Origin of the sequence: Rhizobium sp. WYCCWR10014, assembly GCF_001657485.1 — a bacterium.
Classification (GTDB): domain Bacteria; phylum Pseudomonadota; class Alphaproteobacteria; order Rhizobiales; family Rhizobiaceae; genus Rhizobium.
In genome coordinates this window covers 153,209-175,076 of sequence record NZ_LXFU01000029.1, presented here as the reverse complement: position 1 = coordinate 175,076, position 21,868 = coordinate 153,209, and the positions used below count along the sequence as shown (strand labels likewise).

The 21,868-nt window shown below is 60.9% G+C and carries 13 protein-coding genes and 1 pseudogene; 3 read left to right on the top strand and 11 right to left on the bottom strand.

The window, feature by feature from the left end; translation table 11 throughout:
• Positions 1-119: 119 nt before the first annotated feature.
• Complete coding sequence (locus A6U98_RS09525) at positions 120-875, bottom strand: LuxR family transcriptional regulator (RefSeq protein WP_064649509.1); 756 nt, start codon at positions 873-875, stop codon at positions 120-122.
• Between the two features lie 318 nt (positions 876-1,193).
• Here A6U98_RS09525 and A6U98_RS09520 point away from each other — a divergent pair, with 318 nt between their 5' ends.
• The 3 genes and pseudogenes from A6U98_RS09520 (at position 1,194) to A6U98_RS09505 (ending at position 4,290) form a co-directional block, all read left to right on the top strand.
• Positions 1,194-2,957 carry a glucan ABC transporter ATP-binding protein/ permease gene (locus tag A6U98_RS09520; RefSeq protein WP_011653986.1) on the top strand — a complete coding sequence of 588 codons (1,764 nt, stop codon included), beginning with the start codon at positions 1,194-1,196 and terminating at the stop codon, positions 2,955-2,957.
• Between the two features lie 241 nt (positions 2,958-3,198).
• Positions 3,199-3,469, top strand: a pseudogene (locus A6U98_RS37580) (IS5/IS1182 family transposase); the annotation flags it as partial.
• A gap of 467 nt (positions 3,470-3,936) precedes the next feature.
• The gene (locus A6U98_RS09505) at positions 3,937-4,290 is read left to right on the top strand and encodes a VOC family protein (RefSeq protein WP_064649505.1); all 354 of its coding nucleotides are present in this window, start codon (positions 3,937-3,939) and stop codon (positions 4,288-4,290) included.
• A 51-nt stretch (positions 4,291-4,341) separates the two neighbouring features.
• Here the strand turns inward: A6U98_RS09505 and opgC are convergent, their stop codons facing one another.
• The 10 genes from opgC to A6U98_RS09460 form a co-directional block, all read right to left on the bottom strand.
• Positions 4,342-5,580, bottom strand: a complete 1,239-nt coding sequence (gene opgC / locus A6U98_RS09500) for an OpgC domain-containing protein (protein WP_064649503.1) — start codon at positions 5,578-5,580, stop codon at positions 4,342-4,344.
• Positions 5,581-5,680: 100 nt separating this feature from the next.
• Complete coding sequence (locus A6U98_RS09495) at positions 5,681-14,200, bottom strand: glucoamylase family protein (RefSeq protein WP_064649500.1); 8,520 nt, start codon at positions 14,198-14,200, stop codon at positions 5,681-5,683.
• Positions 14,201-14,847: 647 nt separating this feature from the next.
• The gene (locus tag A6U98_RS37115) at positions 14,848-15,012 is read right to left on the bottom strand and encodes a hypothetical protein (RefSeq protein ID WP_184501524.1); all 165 of its coding nucleotides are present in this window, start codon (positions 15,010-15,012) and stop codon (positions 14,848-14,850) included.
• Positions 15,013-15,139: 127 nt separating this feature from the next.
• Positions 15,140-15,328 (bottom strand): hypothetical protein, encoded by a 189-nt coding sequence (locus tag A6U98_RS09490; RefSeq protein ID WP_064649498.1) that lies wholly within the window; start codon positions 15,326-15,328, stop codon positions 15,140-15,142.
• A 163-nt stretch (positions 15,329-15,491) separates the two neighbouring features.
• On the bottom strand, positions 15,492-16,241 hold the full coding sequence (locus A6U98_RS09485) for an ABC transporter ATP-binding protein (RefSeq protein WP_064649496.1): 750 nt from the start codon (positions 16,239-16,241) through the stop codon (positions 15,492-15,494).
• On the bottom strand, positions 16,238-17,071 hold the full coding sequence (locus tag A6U98_RS09480) for an ABC transporter ATP-binding protein (RefSeq protein WP_064649494.1): 834 nt from the start codon (positions 17,069-17,071) through the stop codon (positions 16,238-16,240). Before A6U98_RS09480 ends, A6U98_RS09485 begins: the two co-directional genes overlap by 4 nt.
• Positions 17,068-18,003 (bottom strand): ABC transporter permease, encoded by a 936-nt coding sequence (locus A6U98_RS09475; RefSeq protein ID WP_020052146.1) that lies wholly within the window; start codon positions 18,001-18,003, stop codon positions 17,068-17,070. Before A6U98_RS09475 ends, A6U98_RS09480 begins: the two co-directional genes overlap by 4 nt.
• Positions 18,000-19,067, bottom strand: coding sequence for an ABC transporter permease (locus tag A6U98_RS09470; RefSeq protein WP_064649492.1), 1,068 nt, complete (start codon positions 19,065-19,067; stop codon positions 18,000-18,002). Before A6U98_RS09470 ends, A6U98_RS09475 begins: the two co-directional genes overlap by 4 nt.
• 18 nt (positions 19,068-19,085) lie before the next feature.
• Positions 19,086-20,729 (bottom strand): ABC transporter substrate-binding protein, encoded by a 1,644-nt coding sequence (locus A6U98_RS09465; protein WP_064649490.1) that lies wholly within the window; start codon positions 20,727-20,729, stop codon positions 19,086-19,088.
• A 38-nt stretch (positions 20,730-20,767) separates the two neighbouring features.
• Complete coding sequence (locus A6U98_RS09460) at positions 20,768-21,826, bottom strand: dipeptidase (RefSeq protein ID WP_064649489.1); 1,059 nt, start codon at positions 21,824-21,826, stop codon at positions 20,768-20,770.
• Between the last annotated feature and the right edge of the window lie 42 nt (positions 21,827-21,868).

Below are 21,868 nucleotides of genomic sequence, written 5' to 3'. Positions count from 1 at the left end.
GAAATGCAATTTTTCGACATGCTGGAGCAATTCCAGGAAAAGCGCCAAACGGTTTGCGTCCGCAGTTGCGTAAAAATAAAAAGCAGAGCCGTTTCTCTTCGATGAGAAGCGGAATTGCTCTAACTTATCAGGCCATGGCGGAAGGCAAGCGCTACCGCCTGCTGCCTGTTTTTCGCCTTCAGCTTGTCCTGCAGGCCGTTCATATACCAGTCGACGGTGTGGTTTGAGATCTTCAGCATCTTGCTGATCTCCATCGAAGTCATGCCTTCGGCAAGATAATGCAGGATTTCCATCTCGCGCCGCGTCAGCGGCGTGTCGGCCGGCAGCACGGTTTCCAGTGCCTGCGCCTCGCCTTTCAGATCGAGCAATCGCCAGAAGGCTTTGCGCGCCACCGCCTCCAGCAATGCGATTTCCACCGGCGACAGCTCGATCGGCTTGCCGGCGAGACTAAGGCTGGCGAGAATGCCGTTGCGTCCGTGGATGGGAAAGATGTAGCCATCCTCCAACCCGTGCCCGAAGGCATCGACCATCATCTGCTCCATGCGGCGATGATACGCGTCCTTGCGGAAGGCCGCCATCGCCTCCCGCCAGCGGAAAGGCCGCTGCGCATGAGCGAGATAGCGCACCATCGGATCGATCAGAGCATATTTTTTCGCGGTATATATCTGCGGCCATTGTTCCGGCCAGCGGCCGGCAAGCGCCGCAGCCCAGGGCTCCGGATTCTGCTGCATCGGGTTCAGCGGCAAATGGCGTGGCAGACCGTAATATTCGAAGCCACAACCGTGGAGGATCTGCTCCAGCTCGGTGACGACAGCTTCAGGATTTGAGCATTCTTCTAGAATTACAAGTAATTGAATTAACGAATTAATATTCACAAAAATGCCCCTTGCCCGGACCTGATGCCCGCGTGAGGCCGTCGGCGGCTGGTCAAACTGGTCGCGAAACGGTCTTCAATAAATGCAGTCTGTAATTTAATGCTGTGCTAAACATTTAATAAAATGCAAGCGCAAATTGTTGGGAGATATAGCCGAACGGCAATTTCGGCGCCATGGCCATCTCGTCGTGTGCTCGAATAATACGATCGTATCAATCGTCACATCGGCTGAACCCTGAATACTCCGTTAATCGCCCGTTCAGGTAGGCTTTTGTAGCATCGCATCATCCCGTTTTCGCAGATGCACAAGAGGTTCGACGTGACGCTATTCAAGGTCTATGCAAGAGCTCTGCGCTATCTTGGCGCCTACAAGCTGCGCGTATCCCTGGTCGTTGTCGCAAACATTGTTCTTGCGACAATCACCATCGCGGAGCCGATCCTGTTCGGTCGTATCATCGATGCGATTTCGGGCAAGGGTGAGGTCAAGCCCATCCTCTTCATGTGGGCGACTTTCGCCGTCTTCAACACCATTGCCTTCGTTCTGGTGGCCCGTGAGGCCGACCGGCTGGCCCATGGCCGGCGGGCGACGCTGTTGACGGAAGCCTTCGGCCGCATCATTTCCATGCCGCTTGGTTGGCACCATCAGCGTGGCACCTCGAACGCGCTGCATACATTGCTGCGCGCCTGCGAGACGCTGTTCGGCCTCTGGCTGGAATTCATGCGCAACCACCTGTCGACGGTCATCGCGCTTGCCCTTCTGATACCGACTGCAATGTCGATGGACCTGCGCCTTTCCGCCGTGCTCATGGTGCTCGCCATCGCCTACTGGCTGATCGGCCGCGTCGTGATGAGCCGCACCAAGGACGGCCAGGCTTCGGTCGAGAACCATTATCATACCGTCTTCTCGCATGTCAGCGACTCGATCAGCAACGTTTCTGTCCTGCACAGCTATAACCGCATCGAGGCCGAAACCAGGGCGCTGAAATCCTTCGCCGACCGTCTGCTCGAAGCTCAGTATCCGGTACTCGACTGGTGGGCGATCGCCAGCGCACTGAACCGCATGGCGTCGACCATCGCGATGATGGTGGTCCTGATCATCGGCACCATGCTCGTCCAGGCCGGCCAGCTGCGCGTCGGCGACGTCATCGCCTTCATCGGCTTTGCCAACCTGTTGATCGGTCGTCTCGACCTGATGCGCCAGTTCGCTACGCAGATTTTCGAGGCCCGTTCCAAGCTTGAGGAATTCTATGCGCTGGAAGACTCGGTGCGTGAACGTGAAGAGCCTGCCGGCAACGGCGAGATCAAGGACGTCAAGGGTGCGATCGAATTCCGCGACGTCTCCTTCGGCTTCGGCAACAGCTCACAGGGCCTGCACAACGTCTCCTTCTCGGTGAAGGCAGGCCAGACGGTCGCGATCGTCGGCCCGACCGGCGCCGGCAAGACGACGCTCGTCAACCTGCTGCAGCGTGTCTACGATGCCCAGGGCGGCAAGATCCTCGTCGATGGCACCGATATCACCAAGGTGACCCGCAAGTCGCTGCGTCGCCACATCGCCACCGTCTTCCAGGATGCGGGCCTGCTGAACCGTTCGATCAGCGACAATATCCGTCTTGGCCGCGAGGGCGCCAGTGAAGAGGAAATGCGCCGTGCGGCCGAAGCCGCCGCCGCTGCCGACTTCATCGAGACCCGCGAGGATCGCTACGATACGCATGTCGGTGAACGAGGCAACAAGCTCTCCGGCGGCGAGCGCCAGCGCATCGCGATCGCCCGCGCCATCCTCAAGGACGCGCCGATCCTGGTGCTCGACGAGGCGACCTCGGCGCTCGACGTCGAAACCGAAGCCCGCGTCAAGGCCGCGATCGACAATCTGCGCCAGAACCGCACCACCTTCATCATCGCCCACCGCCTGTCGACGGTCCGCGAAGCCGATATGGTGCTCTTCCTGGATGACGGCCGCGTCGTCGAACAGGGCAGCTTCGACGAACTCAGCCACAGCAACGGCCGCTTCGCCGCCCTGCTGCGCGCCAGCGGCATCCTGACGGACGAAGAGGTCCGCAAGGCCCACACCACCGAAGCCGCCTGATCGGTTCGGGTTTCAAGATAAAGGCCGGAAGGGTGATGCCCTTCCGGCCTTTTTGTTTGCTCGGACTGAGGACCAATCGACATACAGGATTCCCAAAACGGTGGACCGCTGATCCATAGGGAACCGTGAGCAGCACGGAGGCCTTTGATGGGAGTTGTACGAGGCAATGGTCGAGAATTTCCGCCTTTGTTGCCAGACAAAGCCAGCCATCCGGGTCGAACGGGGGTAGGAGTAGACAACCGGTCGTTTGTGGATCCTGCTCGGGGCACACTCGCAGGGCCTGCCGGAGCGCTATGGCAAGTGCAAGGCGGTCCATCGCCGGTTCAGTCGCTGGTGCCATGCCGGCGTATGGGAGCGGGCCTTTGATGCCCTCACCGCTGACCGGGACAATCTGTACTTAGTGATCGAAAGCATCATCGTGCGTGCCCATCAATAGGCGGCGAGCAAAAAGGGGGCAAGGATCAGGCGCTGGGGCGTTCCAGAGGTGGACTGATGACAAGGTCCACCGATGCGCGCTCCTGCGCTTTATCGTGGCGGCCAGCCAGGTCGGCGACATCACGCAAGATCTCGCTTTTCTCAATAAGCCGACAGGTCATGCCATCCGGGCCATAAAGCGTATGACAGCAGTTCCTTGCGCGCAACGATCGCGAAGATGGAGGCCGGGGTGGGCCATACCCTCAAACCGTTGGCGAAAAACCGAGCGACGCTGTCGCACCTGCGGTCAGCTATGTCTCGGGACTTTACGCAAGGAGGAAGATGGGATGCCGCGCGGGCTTCCCACCGCGATAGCATTTGGCCGGGGCCAAGCCTTCTTGGCGGTTGGTGCTTTGCGTGAGAGCAAGCTCCTTGTGGGGGCATGCCGCGCGGAGCAAAGGAGGATCGCCGTACGATACGGTGTCTGCACACCCGTCCACATGATTGATCGCCGCGTTCATCCCCGCTATCCTTTGCCTTCATGGAGTACCTCGGGAGCGAACCCATGACGGTCCTGCGCATCGTCGCCAATATCCAGGCAGCGGATATCACTCTGGCCCGACGTTTCTATCAGGATATCCTCGGTCTTGATGTCATCATGGATCACGGCTGGATCACGACATTCGGCGCCGCGCGCTCGATGAACGTTCAGCTCAGCATCGCCAGCGAAGGCGGCTCCGGAACGCCGGTGCCCGACCTCTCGATCGAGGTCGACGACCTCGATACTGCTTTCGCGGCGATGTCGGTCTCAGGCTTCCCGATCGAGTACGGCCCGGCCGACGAGCCTTGGGGCGTCAGGCGCTTTTATGCGCGCGATCCGTTCGGCAAGCTGGTGAACATCCTCGTACATAAAAATTGAGCCGGCGGCCTGGCCAGCCACCGGCTCCTTCATGCTGGGAAAATCCAAGCCCTATTTTCGATCGTTCTGGCGATAGGCATTTGCCGTCCCGCCAATGCGGACGGGAACGGGGATGGTGGCGGTATCGGCGACAAGTTTCCCCTTGACCTTGCCCTGCTGGCGCTTGCGCTCGAGATAATAGGCATAGGCGAATTGTATCGCGATCCCTGCAATCACGAAGAGCGGACCGACCAGCTGGTCCTTGTTGGTGATGTAGAGCACCACCTGGCCGATCATGGCGAGGATCGTGCCGGCGACGAAGATGTTCAGCGAATGGCGGCCGAGGATCGTCAGCGGATGGTCCACAGGACGGCGAAGGATACGCGAGAGCGCGGGAATGCTGATAACGAGATAGGTCAGCGCCAGAACGTGCAGCAGCCGCGGCAGCGACAGGAAGGTCTTGTCGAAACCGGTGATAACAGTCGGCAGGCCGAGTGCCGCCAGCGAATTGCCCCAGATCCAGAGATGGCCGGTCACCCAGATGAAGGACAGCATGACGTAACCGGCAGCGGCAGCAAGTAGCAGCGGATGGCGCGGGATCGTGCCGCCGCGCTTGATATGCAGCATCGAGACGATGCCGATCGAAAACAGGAACTGCCAGGAGAGCGGATTGAGGAACCAGTAGCTCTCGATCAGCATGTTGTGCGGCGCCACTTCATAGATGCCCGCAAGCAGCCAGACCGTAGCCGAGACGCCGAGCGCCAGCCAAGGGCTGCGCGCATTCAACAGCAGGATGATCGGCACCATCAGCATCAGCGCGCCGTACATCGGCAGGATATTGTTGTAGCCGATCTGGTGGCCGAGCAGCAGAAGTGCAGGAATGCCTTCCTTCAGGTTCATCAGAACCGCCAGGATATTAATTTCGACCAGCAATCCCGGCCGATGGAACAGCCAGGCACCGCAGATGAAGAGCGCCAGCGTCATGAAGGTGGTGATCATATGGGCGAGATAGAGCGTGAATGCGCGCTTTACCGCCTTGATCGCCACCGTCAGCCGGTTGCCCGGCTGGAAGCGGGACCCATAGGCAAGGCCGACGGCAATGCCCGAGATCAGCACGAAAGCTTCGGCGGCATCGGAGAAACCGAAATTCTTCGTCGTCACATATTCGAAGATCTGTCCTGGAACGTGATTGATGAAGATCATCATCAGCGCCACGCCGCGCAAGACGTCGAGCCTCGTGTCACGCACCGGCGCAGCTGCGGATAGGGAACTGCGCCCCGTGACGATGGCTTCGGTCGGCGTGCTTGCCATGGGTTTCTCCTTATTATCCGATTTGCAAACGCGACGATGGCCAAAAGGGTTCCCTTTTGGCCATCGCGAATCGCCGTGTTTTTCAGCGTGGAGAACGCTGTTATCCGAGCGGATATCCCTCTTCGGGATCGGTGACTTCGCAGCCGTTGATTGACAGAGTGTAGCCGCTGTCATTGGACGCTTTTGAGACCGAAATGCGGTATTTCCCGCCGCCTTGCTCCACCTCTGCCGCAAAACCGTCCCATTCCGACGGGAGCGACGGGCGCACATAGAGCCGGCCGTCCTTCAGCCGGATACCGAGGATGCCCTCGACGGCGGCGCGGTAGAGCCAGCCGGCTGACCCGGTATACCAGGTCCAGCCGCCGCGCGACGTATAAGGCTCGTTTCCGTAGACGTCAGCCGCCACGACATAGGGTTCGACACGGTATTGCTCCGCTGAAGCCTTGTCGAGCGCATGGGTGATCGGATTGAGGATCTGGAAGCAGCGGAAGGCATCGTCGCCCCGCTTCAGCTCCGCCAGCGCCATCACCACCCAGGTCGCGGCATGGGTATATTGCCCGCCATTTTCACGCACACCCGGCGGATAGGCCTTGATATAGCCGGGATCCCTGGCGGAATTGACGAAAGGCGGCGTGAACAGCCGGATGATGCGGGCATCCTCGTCGACCAGCTGGTCGAGCACGGCCTCCATCGCCGTGACGGCGCGGGCCGGATCGCCCTCGCCCGACAGCACGCTCCAGGACTGCGCGATCGAATCGATCCGGCATTCCGGACTTTCCCTGGAGCCGAGCAGTGCACCGTCGTCGAACGTGCCGCGGCGATAGTAGCCGCCGTCCCAGGCCGCAGTTTCGAGCGCCTTCTTCAGCTCGCTGAGATGCGCCGACCAGCGCTCTACCCGGACCGTGTCGCCGCGCTCTTCGGCATTGGGGATGAAGGAGCGCAATGCGCCCGCCAGGAACCAGCCGAGCCAGACGCTGGTGCCGCGCCCGCCGATGCCGACGCGGTTCATGCCGTCGTTCCAGTCGCCGCCGAGGAACAGCGGCAGGCCGTTTTCCCCCTTGCGGGCGATGGCGAGATCGAGCGCCAGCGCCGCGTGTTCGTAGACGCTTGCCTTGTCTTCGGAAATCTCCGGCTTGTAGAATGAGTCGTGCTGCCCTTCGAGCAGTGCCGGCCCTTCCAGGAAGGCGATCTCCTCGTCGAGCACGTTTTTGTCGCCGGTGACGCTGCAATAGTGATGGATCGCATAAGCGAGCCAGACGACGTCGTCCGAGATCAACGTGCGCACGCCGGCACCCGTTCCCGGCAGCCACCAATGCTGGACATCGCCTTCGCGGAATTGCCGCGAAGCGGCATTCAGGATCTGCCGGCGGGCAAGCGAGGGTTCGTGCAGCACGAAGGCCAAGGTGTCCTGCAACTGGTCGCGGAAGCCGAAGGCGCCGCTTGCCTGATAGAAGGCGGTACGGGCCATAATGCGGCAGCCGAGGCTCTGATACGGCAGCCAGGTATTGACGAGATTGTTCATCCCGCGATCCGGAGTCGATATCTGCAGCCTGCCGGTGAAATCCCGCCAGAAGGCGCGGTTCGCCTCGACGGCATCGTCGAACGAAGCCTTGCGAATATCGGCAATGACGGTGCGCGCTTCTTCTTCCGTCGGCGTATCACCGAGGAAGAAGGTGAAGTCACGCTCCTCGCCGGCGCCGAGCTCGATGTCGATCGCAAGAGCCGCGGCCGGATCACCGTCGAGATCGGTCGTACCGGACAGGCCGGCGGCGGAGGTGACGGCCTGCGGCGCCTGGATCGTTCCCGCCTTGCCGATGAATTCGCGCCGGCTTGCCGAGAAGCTCGAAAGCGTCTCGCTCGCCGCGAAGAAGGCGGTGCGGTTGGAAAAATCGATGCTGTAGGGATTGGTGGCAAACAGCGCCCCCGTCTCCTCGTCACGGCTCGACAGGATGAAAGGCACCGTGCGGGCCGCATTGCTGCCGAGGATCCATTCGACATAACCGTAGAGACGCAGCTTACGGCGGGCCGAACCGGTATTGCGCAAGCGAAGGCGCTGCAGTTTCACCGGCTTTTCGCGGTCGATCGTCTGCGTCAGCTCGAGTGCGATATCGTGCTGAACGCTGGAGAAGACGGAATAGCCGAGCCCGTGGCGGGCTTCGAACCGGATGTCCGGGCGGCGGGAAAGCGCTGCGAACGGCGTCATGACGGCACCGCTGTCCAGATCGGTGAGATAGAACGCCTCCCCCGAACGATTGACCACGGCGTCGTTCGACCAGGAGGTCAGCTGATAGTCGCGCGAATTGGCGCTCCAGGTAAAGCCTGAGCCCTCGGCCGACACATGGAAGCCGAACTTGTCATTGGAGATGACATTGATCCAGGGCTGCGGCGTCGCATGACCTCCGGGCAGCCGAACGACATATTCGCGTCCGTCGCGGGCAAAGCCGCCAATACCGTTCCAGAAGTCGAGATCGCCTTCCTCTTCGATGACGACGGCCGGCACGACAGGTGGCGGCACCGGCGCAACACGCTTGACGGGGGCCTTGTTCCGCTCGGCCCGTTCCATCTCCTGCAACTCCTCCTTGGAGGGTGCAAACAGCGCCACGGCGCGGTTGATCTGGTCGACCACCTTGCCGTTCTTGGTATGCAGTGTGACGCGCGAAGCCGCGATCAGCGCGTGATAGGTGGCTTCCTCCATCAGGTCCTTGCGAACTGCAAAGATATGCTGGCGCAGCCCGTCGGCCTGGCCCATGCGGCGCACGTTTTCGCACATGGCGTCAAGCGCATGCTGCATGTCCTGCGCATAGGACGAAGCGCGTTCGTTCATGATGACGAGATCGGCGGTGACGCCGCGCGAGCGCAGATATTCCTGCGCCAGCAGCGCCTCGCGGGCGATATCGAGATCCATATCGTCGTTAATGCGCAGCGTGAAGATCGGGAAGTCGCCGGAGATCGCCAGCGGCCAGAGCGCCGATTGCGACTGCAGGCCGGCCTCGACAGTCGCCTCGTCCTTGCGCAGTTGCATGTCGGGATAGACGAGATAGCGTCCGAGATGCTGGAAGGCCGCCGCCTGCTGGGAGGTGACGCCAACATGGCGCATCTGCACCTGCGTGCGTGTCCAGGCCTGGACGAGCTCGTGGGTGAAGGCGTCGGGATGACGGTAGCGATTGACCGCCTTGTCGACTTCCTCGCGGCTTGGCGCCGCAATCGTCCAGAAGATCACGCTGACTTTCTTGCCGGCCGGTACGCGGACGGTGCGACGCAGCGACATGACGGCATCGAGCATGAAGCCGTCGCTGCCGGAAAGCGTAGCACCCGGGTCGAAGGCCGCCGCATCGGCAAGACTGCGGCCACGGCCGATGAACTTGCGCCGGTCGGTCTCGAATTCGGTATGGCGGGTGTCGCCGGCATTGTCGACGATCAGATGTGCGATGCTGATGTTCGGCTCGTTCGGATCGCGCTTGTTGCGTTCGGCGCGGATGACGTCGCCGCGTTTGCCGATCTCTGTCTTGACGAACATGCGGGCAAATGCCGGATGCGCATTGTCGGTATCGTCGGAGGTGATCACCGGCTCGAGATAGGAGGTGACCTCGATGAAACGGTCTTCCGTTCCCATGTTGAGCAGCGTGACACGACGGGCCTCGGCATCATGCTCGGTCGCGACGATGCACTCCACCTCGCTTGTGAGGTCGCCGACAATCTTGGTGAACTGCGCCTTCTCGTCGGCGAATTCGACCATGATCTTTTCGCCTTCGACGCCCTTCGGCTCTGATGTCGCCGACCACCATTCGTTGGTGGCGGTATCACGCAGGAAGATGAAGCTGCCCCAGCGGTCTTCAGTCGGATCAGGCTTCCAGCGGGAAACGGAAAGATTGTTCCAGCGGGAATAACCGGCGCCCGTCGCCGTCAGCATCACCGAATAATGGCCGTTCGACAGGAACACGAGTTCGCGGTCGCGCGAAGCCGGATCACTGATCTTCCTGAGCTCCGGCCGCAGGAGATCGTCCTGGATGCTGGCGGGCGTATCGGACTCGTGCTTGCCGCTCATGACGGGAATGTCGCGCGGCGCCTTTTCCTGCAGCAGCAGTTCAGCCGCCTCGATGACGGGATCGGCGTGGAAGAGTTCGCGCAGATGACCGTTGAAGGCGACATTGGCAACCGCCGCGATCGACATGCCGTGGTGATGGGCATAATAATTGTAGACCACCGCGCATTTCTTGCCTTCCGGCACGCGCGTCGGCGTGAAGTCGACGGCGTCGTGGAAACCGAATTTGCCGAGTGCGCCGAGCTTGCGCAGCCTCTGCAGGTTTTCCAGCGCGGCCGGCGGATCATACTGGCTGGCAAGCAGCGAGGCATAGGGCGCGATAACGGCATTGTGGCCGAGACCGCGCTTCAGGCCGAGCGTCGGCACGCCGAAATTCGTGTACTGATAATTGAGGTTATGGTCGCGGGCATTGAAGGCCGCTTCCGAAATGCCCCAGGGAATGCCGAGCTTGCGGGCGTAATTCATCTGTTCGACGACGACCAGATTGTTGGTCTGGTTGAGAATACCCCCGCCGCGCTCCTGCATGACGAGCGGCGGCATCAGATATTCGAACATCGAGCCGGACCAGGAAACCAGCGCACCGCGCGACCCCACAGGCACGACCTGGCGGCCGAGGCGGTACCAGTGTTCCGTCGGCAAGTCGCCCTTGGCGATGCCGAAGAGGCTGGTCAGGCGGCATTCCGATGCGAGAAGGTCATAGCAGGCCTGGTCGAGTTCACCGCTTTCGACGCGATAGCCGATCGACAGCAGACGCCGCTCCGGCCGGAACAGGAAGCCGAAATCCATCGAGAAGGCGAGATCGCGCGCCTTGTCGCGCAGCGCCACCAGGCGCGGCCTCAGCGCATCGACTTTGGAAAGGTCGAAGGTGCTGTCGGAAATATGCGCCTCGCAGACCTTCACGAGCGATGCCGCCCATTGGGTGACCTCTTCGCTCTGCTTCGACTTGACCTCATGGTCGAGATTGGCAGCGAGCTTCTCGATATCGCGCGCGAGAACGGCGAGGTTGATGATGCGGATCGAGGCGAATTCATGCTCGCGCTTGACGGCGGCAAGCGCGTTCTGGAAGCCGACGATGCGCTCCTCCAAGCGACGGCGCAGCGGGCGCACGGTCTTGCGGTCATCGGGCAGGTCCGCCAGCACTTCGCGGAGAATGCCGGCGGTGTCGCCGACGCCGTCGAGATTGCCCTGCATATGCGCGGACGGCGCCTCGGCCCAGTTGCGGCAGGCCGACGAAATGGCGATCAGATGGCCGGCGAGATTGCCGCTGTCGACCGCCGAGACGTAACGGGGGCCAAGCGTCTGCAGCGTATCGGTGTGATACCAGTTGAATAGATGGCCGCGGAATTTCTCCATTCTATCGATCGTCGCGATCGTCTGCTCCAGCCGCTCGAGCGTCTCCTCGAAGGAGAACCAGCCGAAATGCCGGCCGGAAACAACGGAAAGCAGATAGACGCCGATATTGGTCGGCGAGGTGCGCGCCGCGACGATCACATGCGGCGTTTCCTGAATATTGTCCGGCGGCAGATAGTTCTGCTCGGCCGTTGTGAAAGTCTCGAAATAACGCCAGGTGCGCCGGGCGATCTTGCGCAGTTCGCTCGACACGGAATCGGCGACCTCCAGCCGGTCCTCGGTCTCCGCCGACTGGCTGACATACCAGGCAACCACAGGTGACAGGATCCACAGCAGCGCGAAGGGAATGCCGACAAGGAAGGCGTTGTCGCCGGGAAGGGCTGCGAAACCGAGCCCCAGCAGCGCCAGCACCGGTGCATGCCACATTGCCTTGTAATAGGAGAGCAACGTGCCCTGGCCGCCGGCCTGAACGCTGGCCGCGGTCCGCCACTGCAGCATCAGCTTGCGGCTGACGAACAGACGGTAGAGCGAACGGCCGATCGCATCCGCCATCATGCAGGCCGAATCGGCGATGAAGACGATGCGCAGCGCAACCTGGGCATTGGCGGCCGTGATATCGGACCAGACCGTATAGAGATGGGCGCGGGCGATGATATCGCTGGTGCGCGGGATGATGCCATTGATGAGCGACAGCGTCGGCGCGACGAAGAGGCAGAAGATCAGCAGAATCTGCCAGATGAGCGCGCCGAGCGGGCCCATGAAATACCAGCCGAGCACGGAAGCGAAGAACCAGGCAATCGGCGTCAGCGAGCGGCGCAAATTGTCGAACATCTTCCAGCGGCCGAGCGCCGTGACACCGTATTTCGGATTGAACATGTAGGGGAGAAGCTGCCAGTCGCCGCGCGCCCAGCGATGCTGGCGCGAAGTTTCCACCTCGTAGCGGATCGGGAAATCCTCCACCAGTTCGAGATCGGTGACGAGCGCGCAACGCGCCATCGAGCCTTCGAGAAGATCGTGGCTGAGCACGGAGTTCTCGTCGATCCGGCCCTTCAGCGACGCTTCGAAGGCATCGACATGGTAAAGGCCCTTGCCGGTGAAGGTGCCTTCGCCGGCGAGATCCTGATAGACGTCGGAAACGGTGAAGACGTAAGGATCGAGGCCGCGGTTGATGGAAAAGACGCGCTGGAAGACCGACGCGTCCTTGCCCGTCGTCAGCGACGGCGTGACCCGCGGCTGCAAGACGCCATAGCCGCTTTCGACGCGGCCGGTTTTCGGATTGATGACCGGGCGGTTGATTGGATGATAGAGCTTGCCGACGAGCTTGGTGACGGCATCGCGCATCAGGCGCGTATCGGCATCGAGCGTCATGACATATTGCACATTGGCCGGCACTGCATTGGCGCCCGGCAGATAGGTCGTGTCGCGGTCACCGCGCAGAAGCATGTTCAGCTCATGCAGCTTGCCGCGCTTGCGCTCCCAGCCCATCCAGACGCCTTCCGAGGGATTGTAGAGTCGGCGGCGATGCAACAGATAGAAACGCGTCTTGCCGTCATAGGCATAGCGAGCGGAGAGATTGGCGATCTCGCGCCTGGCATAATCGAGAACCTCGAGATCGGCAGGCGTTTCCTCCGCCTCGCTGTCCGGCCAGTCGCTCAGCATCGCGAAATAGATCTCGCCGCGCGGATTGGCGAGATAATGAACCTCGAGATTGCGCACGTGGTCGTCGACACTGTCGCGGTTCGAGATCAGGCAGGGCACGACGAGCAGCGTGCGCGCATCTTCCGGAATGCCTTCCTTGAACTCGTAGCCGACGAGGCGCGCCGGCGTCACGAAGAAGGATAGCAAGGTGTTGAAGAGACCTGTCGCCCCCTCCGACGCCGGCACTGAGAACATGATCAGCAGCAGGGCGATTTCAAACGCACCCATGCCGGCATTCGCCATGAACTTGCCGACGATCGCCATGGCGATGACCGTCAGCAGCATAACGGGCACGGCAATCGCTAGCCAGTTGAACCGGCGCACGGCGCGCACGAAATGCTGGATGACCGTCGGGCGATAGTTCGCCCGCGCCTCGAGCTTCGGCCGCTGCGCGCCCGAGAGGAAGCCGCCGACATTCGGTTCATGCGGCTGCGGCTCGTCGGAGGCCTTGGCGGCATCGGTCATGTCGAGCGCCAGCTGGGCGATTTCCATTTCCGACAGCGGCGAGCGCTTGGCCAGCTTCTCGATCTGTTTGCGGTATTTGTTGCGCGAGCCGGAATCGAGGATGCCGTAATCCGAATGCTCCCAGAGCAGCTTGTCGACATGGCTGACCTGCTCGACCCAGACCGACCATTCGGCATCGTCGATCTCGCGCAGGCTGCGGATGATGTTGCCCATCGTCACATTGCCGGAAGAGAGCCGGCTGTGTTCGGCCGTCGTCGTCTCTTCGGTGTTGCGGCCGAGTTCTTCCAGCCGCGCATCGAGCCAGGTGATCGCCAGGCTCGATGTCTGCGAACCGTCGCGCAAGCGATAGAGGAACTGCGTCGAGAAGGTATTGTCCTCGGCAAGCGGTTCCAGCGTCTTCAGATAGGCGGCCGCCCCGGCCGGGTCGGTCAGGCGCACCAATTCGTCGGCCGCCTCGTTGGCACGACGGCGCAGCCGGCGGCTAGCTTCGACACGGCTCGAAATGCGGCGAAGGTTTTCCACGAGCACGTAGCGCACGAGAGAGGGCAACGCCCAGAGTTCGCCGATCTTGAGCGTCTCGCTGGCCTGGAAGCCGTCGACCAGCGCCGTCAGACTTTCCTGCGAGATCGTGCTGTGGGTATGGGCGACATAGAGCCAGGCAAGTACGAGGGTGCGCGGTACCTCGACGCCGCCGACGACCATGGTCGGCAATTCGCGATAGAAGCGCCGGGGGAAATCGCGCCGCACCTCCTGGATCGCCTCTTCGACGATATAGTGATTGTCCAGAAGCCATTCTGCCGCCGGTGTGATCGTCTCGCCAGCCTCGACGTCGGTCGCCGTCGTCCGGTAGACGCGCAGGATTTCCTTCTCGTTTTCCTTATGGCGCGCAAAGAAATCGAAGGGGGCGAAAGCCGGCAGCTGGTCGACGCCGTTGCGGGCGACCGCATCGCCCATCGCCTTGATGTCCTCGATCGACAGATAGGTCGAGCGGATCGAACCGTTGTGATCGATCTGCTTCATATCGGGTTCGCGCGGAAGGCTCGGAGAAAGATGAGAAATAGACATGGGTTCGGTTCTGGATCCAAACGAAGTTATGGCTGTTTTGCTCAGCCTTTTGCACTGCTTATCATGACTGCTACATGAACGGAGCCCTATTCTTCAAAGATCGATGAAGCCGGGGTGAACGACACTCGGGCCAAGCAATGCAAACGGGCTGATCCCTGTCCAGGACGTGACCCGACGGGATCAAGACCATCGATACCCTCTCCACGAAAGCCATGTCGAAAATTTGGACACTATCGGGAAAATTCAAGTCAAGAGGCATGCGCCGCGACCCGGCGAGCTTGTCTGGGCGGTGGAAATGACGAAAATGCCGGCACCTGGTTCCGGCAATCCAAGAGCTCTTCGATTTCAGAAAAACGAAAGACAGAAGACTGCCTGTCCAAGCGGCCGGAGGCGGTTTAGGCGGTTGTGGCCCACGCCGCTTCCGCTCGCGATCAAGTCGATGGGGCGCGTTTTAGTTGGCGCGATAAAGTAGAGAAGAATGATGGGATCGGAATGCCGATCACCAAAACAAATGCCTCTCGTGACCATTCTCCTTTTGACATTTGAGTGTCAGGAGAATGCCGAGACAAATTAAATGTTCTAGAATTCAATAAAGGCGGGAAACCGCCGCAGCGCCGGCATCTGCCGACGCTCATCATCCACCCGAGTTACCCGACGACCCCGCAAACCAAGGCTACGACGAACAGGAATGCTGCGGTGAAGATCGCTCCATGGAGCATCGTCTGAAGCCTGTGGCGCGTGGTGAGCGGCTTCTTGGTCGGTACGGAACCATACTGGTTCACGTGAGCATGCGAAATACCCAGATCTGCCATATGTCGCCTCCGTTGTTCTCGTGCGGCCGGTTGTGCGGCTCGCGCTTATATTCTTATTTTCTCTATCAAGTAGGTAGAGATAAAATTCCGTCTAGAGCGAACGGAAGAGAAAATTCAACCAGCCCTTTTAGCAGAGCGTGCGCCATGCCCAGATCAACGAGCGCTCGACGGCGTTCTCGTTCTGCGGCGGGTTGGAAGAAGTCTCGATCAGCCGACGGTCCTTTTCCGCAGGAATGGATGCCGAAATCTGTTCCCGGCGATCGGCTTTAACAGGAGGATCGAGGTAACCCATGGTCATCCCACCGAGAAAGAACATGCAATCAACCTCCATCGATCACGAAAGCTAACAAACGTTAACGGGATCATGACAGAAGCAAGGCAGCTGTCAATAGTCTAGTCGAATGGTCGTCTTTTAGGAAAACATTATCCTTAACACCGCCGCCGGTCCTTTCTTTTCAAGAGATTGAAAAGATTGGCTTTCAGGCTTTGACGAAACCCTTGCTCGCGATCATCAAATTTCTCGTATAGTACTCGTGAACCGCGCCTTGCGCCAGTTCCTGCGAGCTCAGCCGCTCGACGACGGCGCCGTTGCGCATCACGGCGAGCCTTTCACACATATGGGTGACGACACCAAGATCATGGCTGACCATCACGAAGGTGAGCTTGCGGTCGCGTCGGATCTCTTCCAGCAGGTTCAGCACCTCGGCCTGTACGGAGGCGTCGAGCGCCGATGTCGGCTCGTCGAGCAGCAGGATCGACGGTTCCACGATTAAAGCCCGGGCGATCGCCACGCGCTGGCGCTGGCCGCCGGAGAGCTGGTGCGGGTAGCGGAAACGGAAACCATTGCCGAGGCCGACCTCGTCAAGCGCGCGGGCGATCCGCTTCTCGCTGTCGGCGATGCCGTGGATCGCAAGCGGTTCGAGCAGAAGCCGGTCGATCGTCTGACGCGGATGCAGCGAACCATAAGGATCCTGGAAGACCATTTGCACGCGCCGATAGAAGACTTTGCTGCGTTTCGACCCTTTCAGCGGCTCGCCATCGACATTGATCGCGCCGCCGCTGACCGGCGCAAGTCCGGCAACGGCCCGCAGCAAGGTCGATTTTCCCGAGCCGGACTCGCCGACGAGACCAAAGGATTCGCCGCGTTCGACAGTGATGCTGACATTCTTCAAGGCATGAAAATGGTCGTAGATGACGCTGAGATCGTCGATCTCGAGAGCTGCACTCATGCCGCCCACTCCGGCTTGCGGTCGAGCACCGGCAGCGGATGACGGTTTGCGCCGATCTCGGGCATGCAGTTCAGCAGGCCCTGCGTATAGGGATGCTGCGCATGTTTGAGATCGGCGGCCGCCAGCTCCTCGACGATCTTTCCGGCATACATGACGATGACGCGGTCGCAGAAGGAAGAGACCAGCCTCAGATCGTGGGAGACGAAGATCAGCCCCATGCCGCGCTCGGACACCAGTCTGTCCATGATCCGCAGCACGTCGAGCTGCACCGTCACATCAAGCGCCGAGGTCGGCTCGTCGGCAATCAGCAGCTCGGGCCCGGCAATCAGCATCATGGCGATCATCGCACGCTGTCCCATACCGCCCGAGACCTCGTGCGGATGCAGGTCGAAGACACGTTTCGGGTCACGGATCTGCACCGCTTCCAGCATGGCGAGCGCGCGCTCGCGCGCCTCCGCCTTGCCGACCTTCTCATGCGTGCGCAGCGTTTCGCAGATCTGCCGTCCGATCGACATGACGGGATCGAGCGAATATTTCGGATCCTGCAGGATCATGGCGATGCGCTTGCCGCGCAGCCTGCGCCTTTCGCCGGCTGACGCATTGATGAGATCGATGCCGTTGAAATTAAGCCTGTCGGCCGTGACGATACCGTGTTTCGGCGTCAGGCCCATGATTGCTCGGCCGGTCTGCGACTTGCCGGAACCGGATTCGCCGACGATGCCGAGCCTTTCCTTGCCGAGCGTGAAGGAGACGCCGCGTACGGCCTCGATCACGCCGGTGCGCGTGGGATAGCTGACCCTGAGCTTGTCCACCGTCAGAAGTGTCGTCATTGGCCGCTCTCCTTCGGATCGAGCGCGTCGCGCAGGCCGTCGCCGAGAAGATTGAAGCCGAGGCTGACGATGAGGATGGCAATGCCGGGCATCGCCGCGACCCACCATTGATCGAGGATGAAGCGCCGTCCCGAGGCGATCATCGCACCCCATTCCGGCAGCGGCGGCTGCGCCCCGAGACCCAGGAAACCGAGACCCGCCGCCGTCAGGATGATGCCCGCCATGTCGAGCGTCACGCGCACGATCAGCGAGGAAATGCAGAGCGGCATGACGTGGCGGACGATAATGCGAAGCGGCGAGGCGCCCATCAGCTTCACCGCCGAAATATAGTCGGAACGCCGGACCGTCAGCGTCTCGGCGCGCGCGATGCGCGCATAGGGCGGCCAGGAGGTGATGGCGATGGCGATGATCGCGTTCTGGATGCCGGGACCGAGGGCTGCGACGAAGGCGAGCGCCAGCACCAGCTTCGGAAAGGCAAGGAAGATATCGGTGATGCGCATCAGCGTCGCATCCACCCAGCCTCCGGCATAACCGGAGACCGTACCGACAATCAGCCCGACCGGTGCCGAGATGACGGCGACGAGCACGACGACGAGCAGCGTCAATCGCGATCCGTAGATCAGCCGCGAATAGATATCACGGCCCTGGTCGTCCGAACCGAGCCAGAATCCCCCCGTGCCGGGCGGCAGCAGGCGGGCATTGCGCAGATCGCCGACAACGGGATTGTGCGTGGCGAGCACATCGGCAAAGGCGGCGATGAAAAGCAGCGCCACGATGATCAGCAAACCGACGACGGCGAGCCTGTTGGCCGTGAACTGCCGCCATGTGACATAGGTGCGGCCGAGGCGGGCCTGCAGGCGCGATTGCGGCCGGTCGGAGAGCAGCCATTCGCGGCGGCTCATCGGCTGGGATGGGTTGGCGGGAACCGTCATCGGTTTCGCGTCCTCGGGTCGAGCGTCCGGTAAAGAAGATCGGACAGAAGGTTGATACCGATGAAGACCGTACCGATGACGATCGTGCCGCCCAGCACGGCGTTCATATCGGCGTTCTGCAGCGAATTGGTGATGTAGAGCCCGATGCCCGGCCAGGAAAAGACAGTCTCGGTCAGCACCGATCCTTCGAGCAGGCCGGCATAAGAAAGCGCAATCACGGTGACCAGCGGCACCGCGGCATTGCGCAGCGAATGGCCCCAGATCACCCGCGTTTCCGAAAGCCCTTTAGCGCGCGCGGCAACGATATATTCCTGGGAAAGCTCGTTCAGCATGAAGCTGCGCGTCATGCGGCTGATATAGGCGAGCGAGAAGTAGCCGAGCAGCGAGGCAGGCAGGATGATGTGGCGGAAGACATCATAGAAGACGTCCCATTGCCCCTGCCAGGCGCTGTCGAGCAGGTAGAGGCCGGTGATCGGCGTGAACGTATATTCGAAGACGATGTCGATGCGGCCGGGAAAGGCCACCCAGCGCAGTCGCGCATAGAAGATGACGAGCGAGATCAGCGCCAGCCAGAAGATCGGCACCGAATAGCCGACGAGGCCGATGACACGCACCACCTGGTCGGCAATGCTGCCGCGGCGCACCGCGGCGAGAACGCCGAGCGGTACGCCGACGAAGGCGCCGATGAGCGTTCCGAACGTCGCGAGCTCGATTGTCGCCGGCAGCACCCGGCGGATATCGACCATGACGGGATTGGTCGTCAGTACGGAATTGCCGAAATCGCCGGACAGGATGCCTTTGATATAAATGAAGAACTGCTGATAGAGCGGCAGGTTGAAGCCCATTTCCTGGCGTACGCGCTCGACGACGTGGTTGGGCGCGCGGTCGCCGAGAATGGCGAGCACGGGATCGATCGGCACGACGCGGCCGATGAAGAAGGTGACGGCCAGAAGGCCGAGATAGGTGGTGACGGCGGCAAAGAGAAACCGCCCTAGCGCCTTTGCAAAGGCCCTAGCACGGCCCTTCCGGGGCCGCGCCTCCTGCGTTGTTTCGACGGTGCTCAAGCGACCAATCCCGCCGGACTATTCCTTGGCGATCGGACCGACGAAATTGGTGTCGAAGCTCGGACCCAGCTTGAAGTCCTTCACGCTCTTGCGGTAGCCGGCCACCTCGGTCTGCTGGAAGATGAAGACGAAGGGGCTGTTTGCCAGATATTTCTTCTGGATGTCCTGATATATGGCGGCGCGCTTGGCAGCGTCGCGTTCCAGAAGTGCTGCCTTGGCTTGCTTGTCGAGTTCCGGCGCTTCCCAGGTGTTGCGCCACGCGAGCGTCTTCACCGTGCCGGCATCGGAATTGTCAGGATTGCCGGTAAAGGTGTCGGCATTGGAATTCGGGTCGAAATAATCCGAACCCCATTGGCCGATATACATGTCATGGGTACGGGCGCGGTACTTGGTCAGCGTCTGCTTGCCGTCGCCGGGGATGATTTCCATCTTCACGCCGGCCTGCGCCAGCGTCTGCTGCATGGATTCAGCGATACCGGTCACCGGCTGGCTGTTGCGTACGTCCATCGTGATCGAGAAACCGTCGGGTACGCCGGCCTTGGCCAGCAGTTCCTTGGCCTTGGCGACATCGAGCTTGTAGGGATTCTCATCGAGTGCGCCGAGCTGACCCTTTGGCAGGAAGGTCTGATGGATCTCGCCGATACCCTTGATCAGCGTTGCGCTGATCGCATCGTAATCGACCAGATATTTGAAGGCTTCCTGGACTTCCGGCTTCTTAAGGTTCTCATTCTTGTTGTTCAGGCTGACATAATAGATCGTTCCCTTCGGCGCACTCGTTGTCGCGAGATCGGCATTCTTCGAAACCGCGTCGATATCGCCCGGCTCGAGATTGCGCGCGATATCGATATCACCGGCTTCGAGCGCCAGGCGTTGGGCAGCACTTTCTTTCATGTAGCGGTAGATGACGCGGTTGAGCTTTGCCTTGTCGCCATAATAATTGTCGTTGCGCTCCAGCACGACGACTTCGTTGGCGCGCCATTCGCGCATCTTATAGGGGCCAGAGCCGGCATAGCCGGTCTTCAGCCATTCATTGCCGAAGTCGTTGTCGTATTTGTGGTCGGCATCGGGCGTCACCGCCTTCACATGCTCCAGCACCAGCTTCTTGTCGACGACGGAAGCGACCGTTGCCGTCAGGCAGTTGAGCACAAAGCTCGGCGCATAGGCCTTGTCGACCGTGAAGACGAAGGTGCCGGCATCGACCGCCTTGGCCTTTTCCGTGACGTTGTCGCCGGTCAGGCCGAATTGGGTGAGGATGAAGGCCGGGCTCTTGTCGAGCTTGACGGCGCGCTCGAACGACCAGGCGACGTCTTCGGCGGTGATCGGGTTGCCGGAAGCGAATTTCAGGCCTGACTTCAGCTTGAACGTATAGGTGAGACCGTCATCGGAAACGCTCCAGCTTTCGGCCAGATCGCCCTTCACCTTGGACGTGTCGTCCATATCGAGACGGACGAGCAGGCTGTAGCTGTTGGTGGTAATTTCGGCGGTCGAAAGCTCGAAAGCCTCGCCCGGATCCATCGTGATGATATCGTCGATGGCAAATCCTTCGACCAGCGTATCCTTCGGAGTCTCGGCGAACGCCGAGGGTGCCGCCATCATCAGCAGCGAAAGAGCGGCTCCCGCCGAAAGCATGCGAAAATTGCGGCTGAGTTTGGTCATCATCATGGTCTGTTCCCCTGTTTTTTGATTGGATTAGGAAAGGCTTAGGCGCGGTCCTCCCGCCAAGCTTGGGCCAGAATACGAAGCCAGTTTTCACGGGCAAGTTTTGCGAGGTCGGCATCACCATAGCCAACCTCCTTGAGAGCGGCAATCAGCTTCTGATTGCCAGCCGCATCACCGATTTCCTCTGGAATGGTGGCTCCGTCGAAGTCCGATCCGAGCGCCACGCAGTCGATGCCGATGCGGTTCACAAGATAGTCGATGTGGCGGATCATGTCGGCAAGCGGCGTGTCGCTGTCCGAGCGGCCGTCGGCGCGCAGCATGGCGGTGGCATAATTGATGCCGACGAGCCCGCGGCTTTCGCGGATCGCATCGAGCTGCTTGTCCGTCAGGTTGCGCGCGACCGGCGTCAGGGCGTGGGCATTGGAATGGCTGGCGACCAGCGGCTGGTCCGTTTTCTTCGCCACGTCCCAGAAACCCTTCTCGGTGATATGGGCAAGGTCGATCAGAATGCCGAGACGATTGCATTCCCTGACCAGCGCGAAGCCGGCATCGGTCAGGCCCGGCGCCGTATCCGGCGACATCGGGAAGGCGAAGGGCACGCCGTGACCGAAGACATTGTGCCGGCTCCAGACCGGACCGAGCGACCGCAGCCCTGCCGCGTAGAACACCTCGAGCGCTGCGAGATCGGCGCCGATCGCCTCGCAGCCTTCCATATGCATGACGGCGGCGAAAATGTTATCCGCCATGGCGCCGCGGATATCCTTGACTGTCCGGCAGAGCCGCCAGGCGCCGGCCTGATCGAGCCGCAACGCGATCGCCGCCATTTCATTGGCGATGGCAAGCGAAGGCAGCGGATCGAGAGGGGCCGCCATCGGCGTGATATAGCGGCCATCGGCATCCGGATCGGCGAAGACGAGATCGCCCGAGGGAATGTAGATGGCGCAGAGACCGCCTGAAAGACCGCCCTCTCTTGCCCGATGCGCATCGATATGTCCGACCGTAGTGCCGTCTGCGAATTCCGCGATCGGGTCGCTGCCGTCTTTTGAATGTGTCCAGAGTCGAAGGAGAACGTCGTTGTGACCGTCAAATACGAATTGCATCTGTTTTCCTGCGCTGCCCGAGCGGGCGAATGAAGCGGCAGA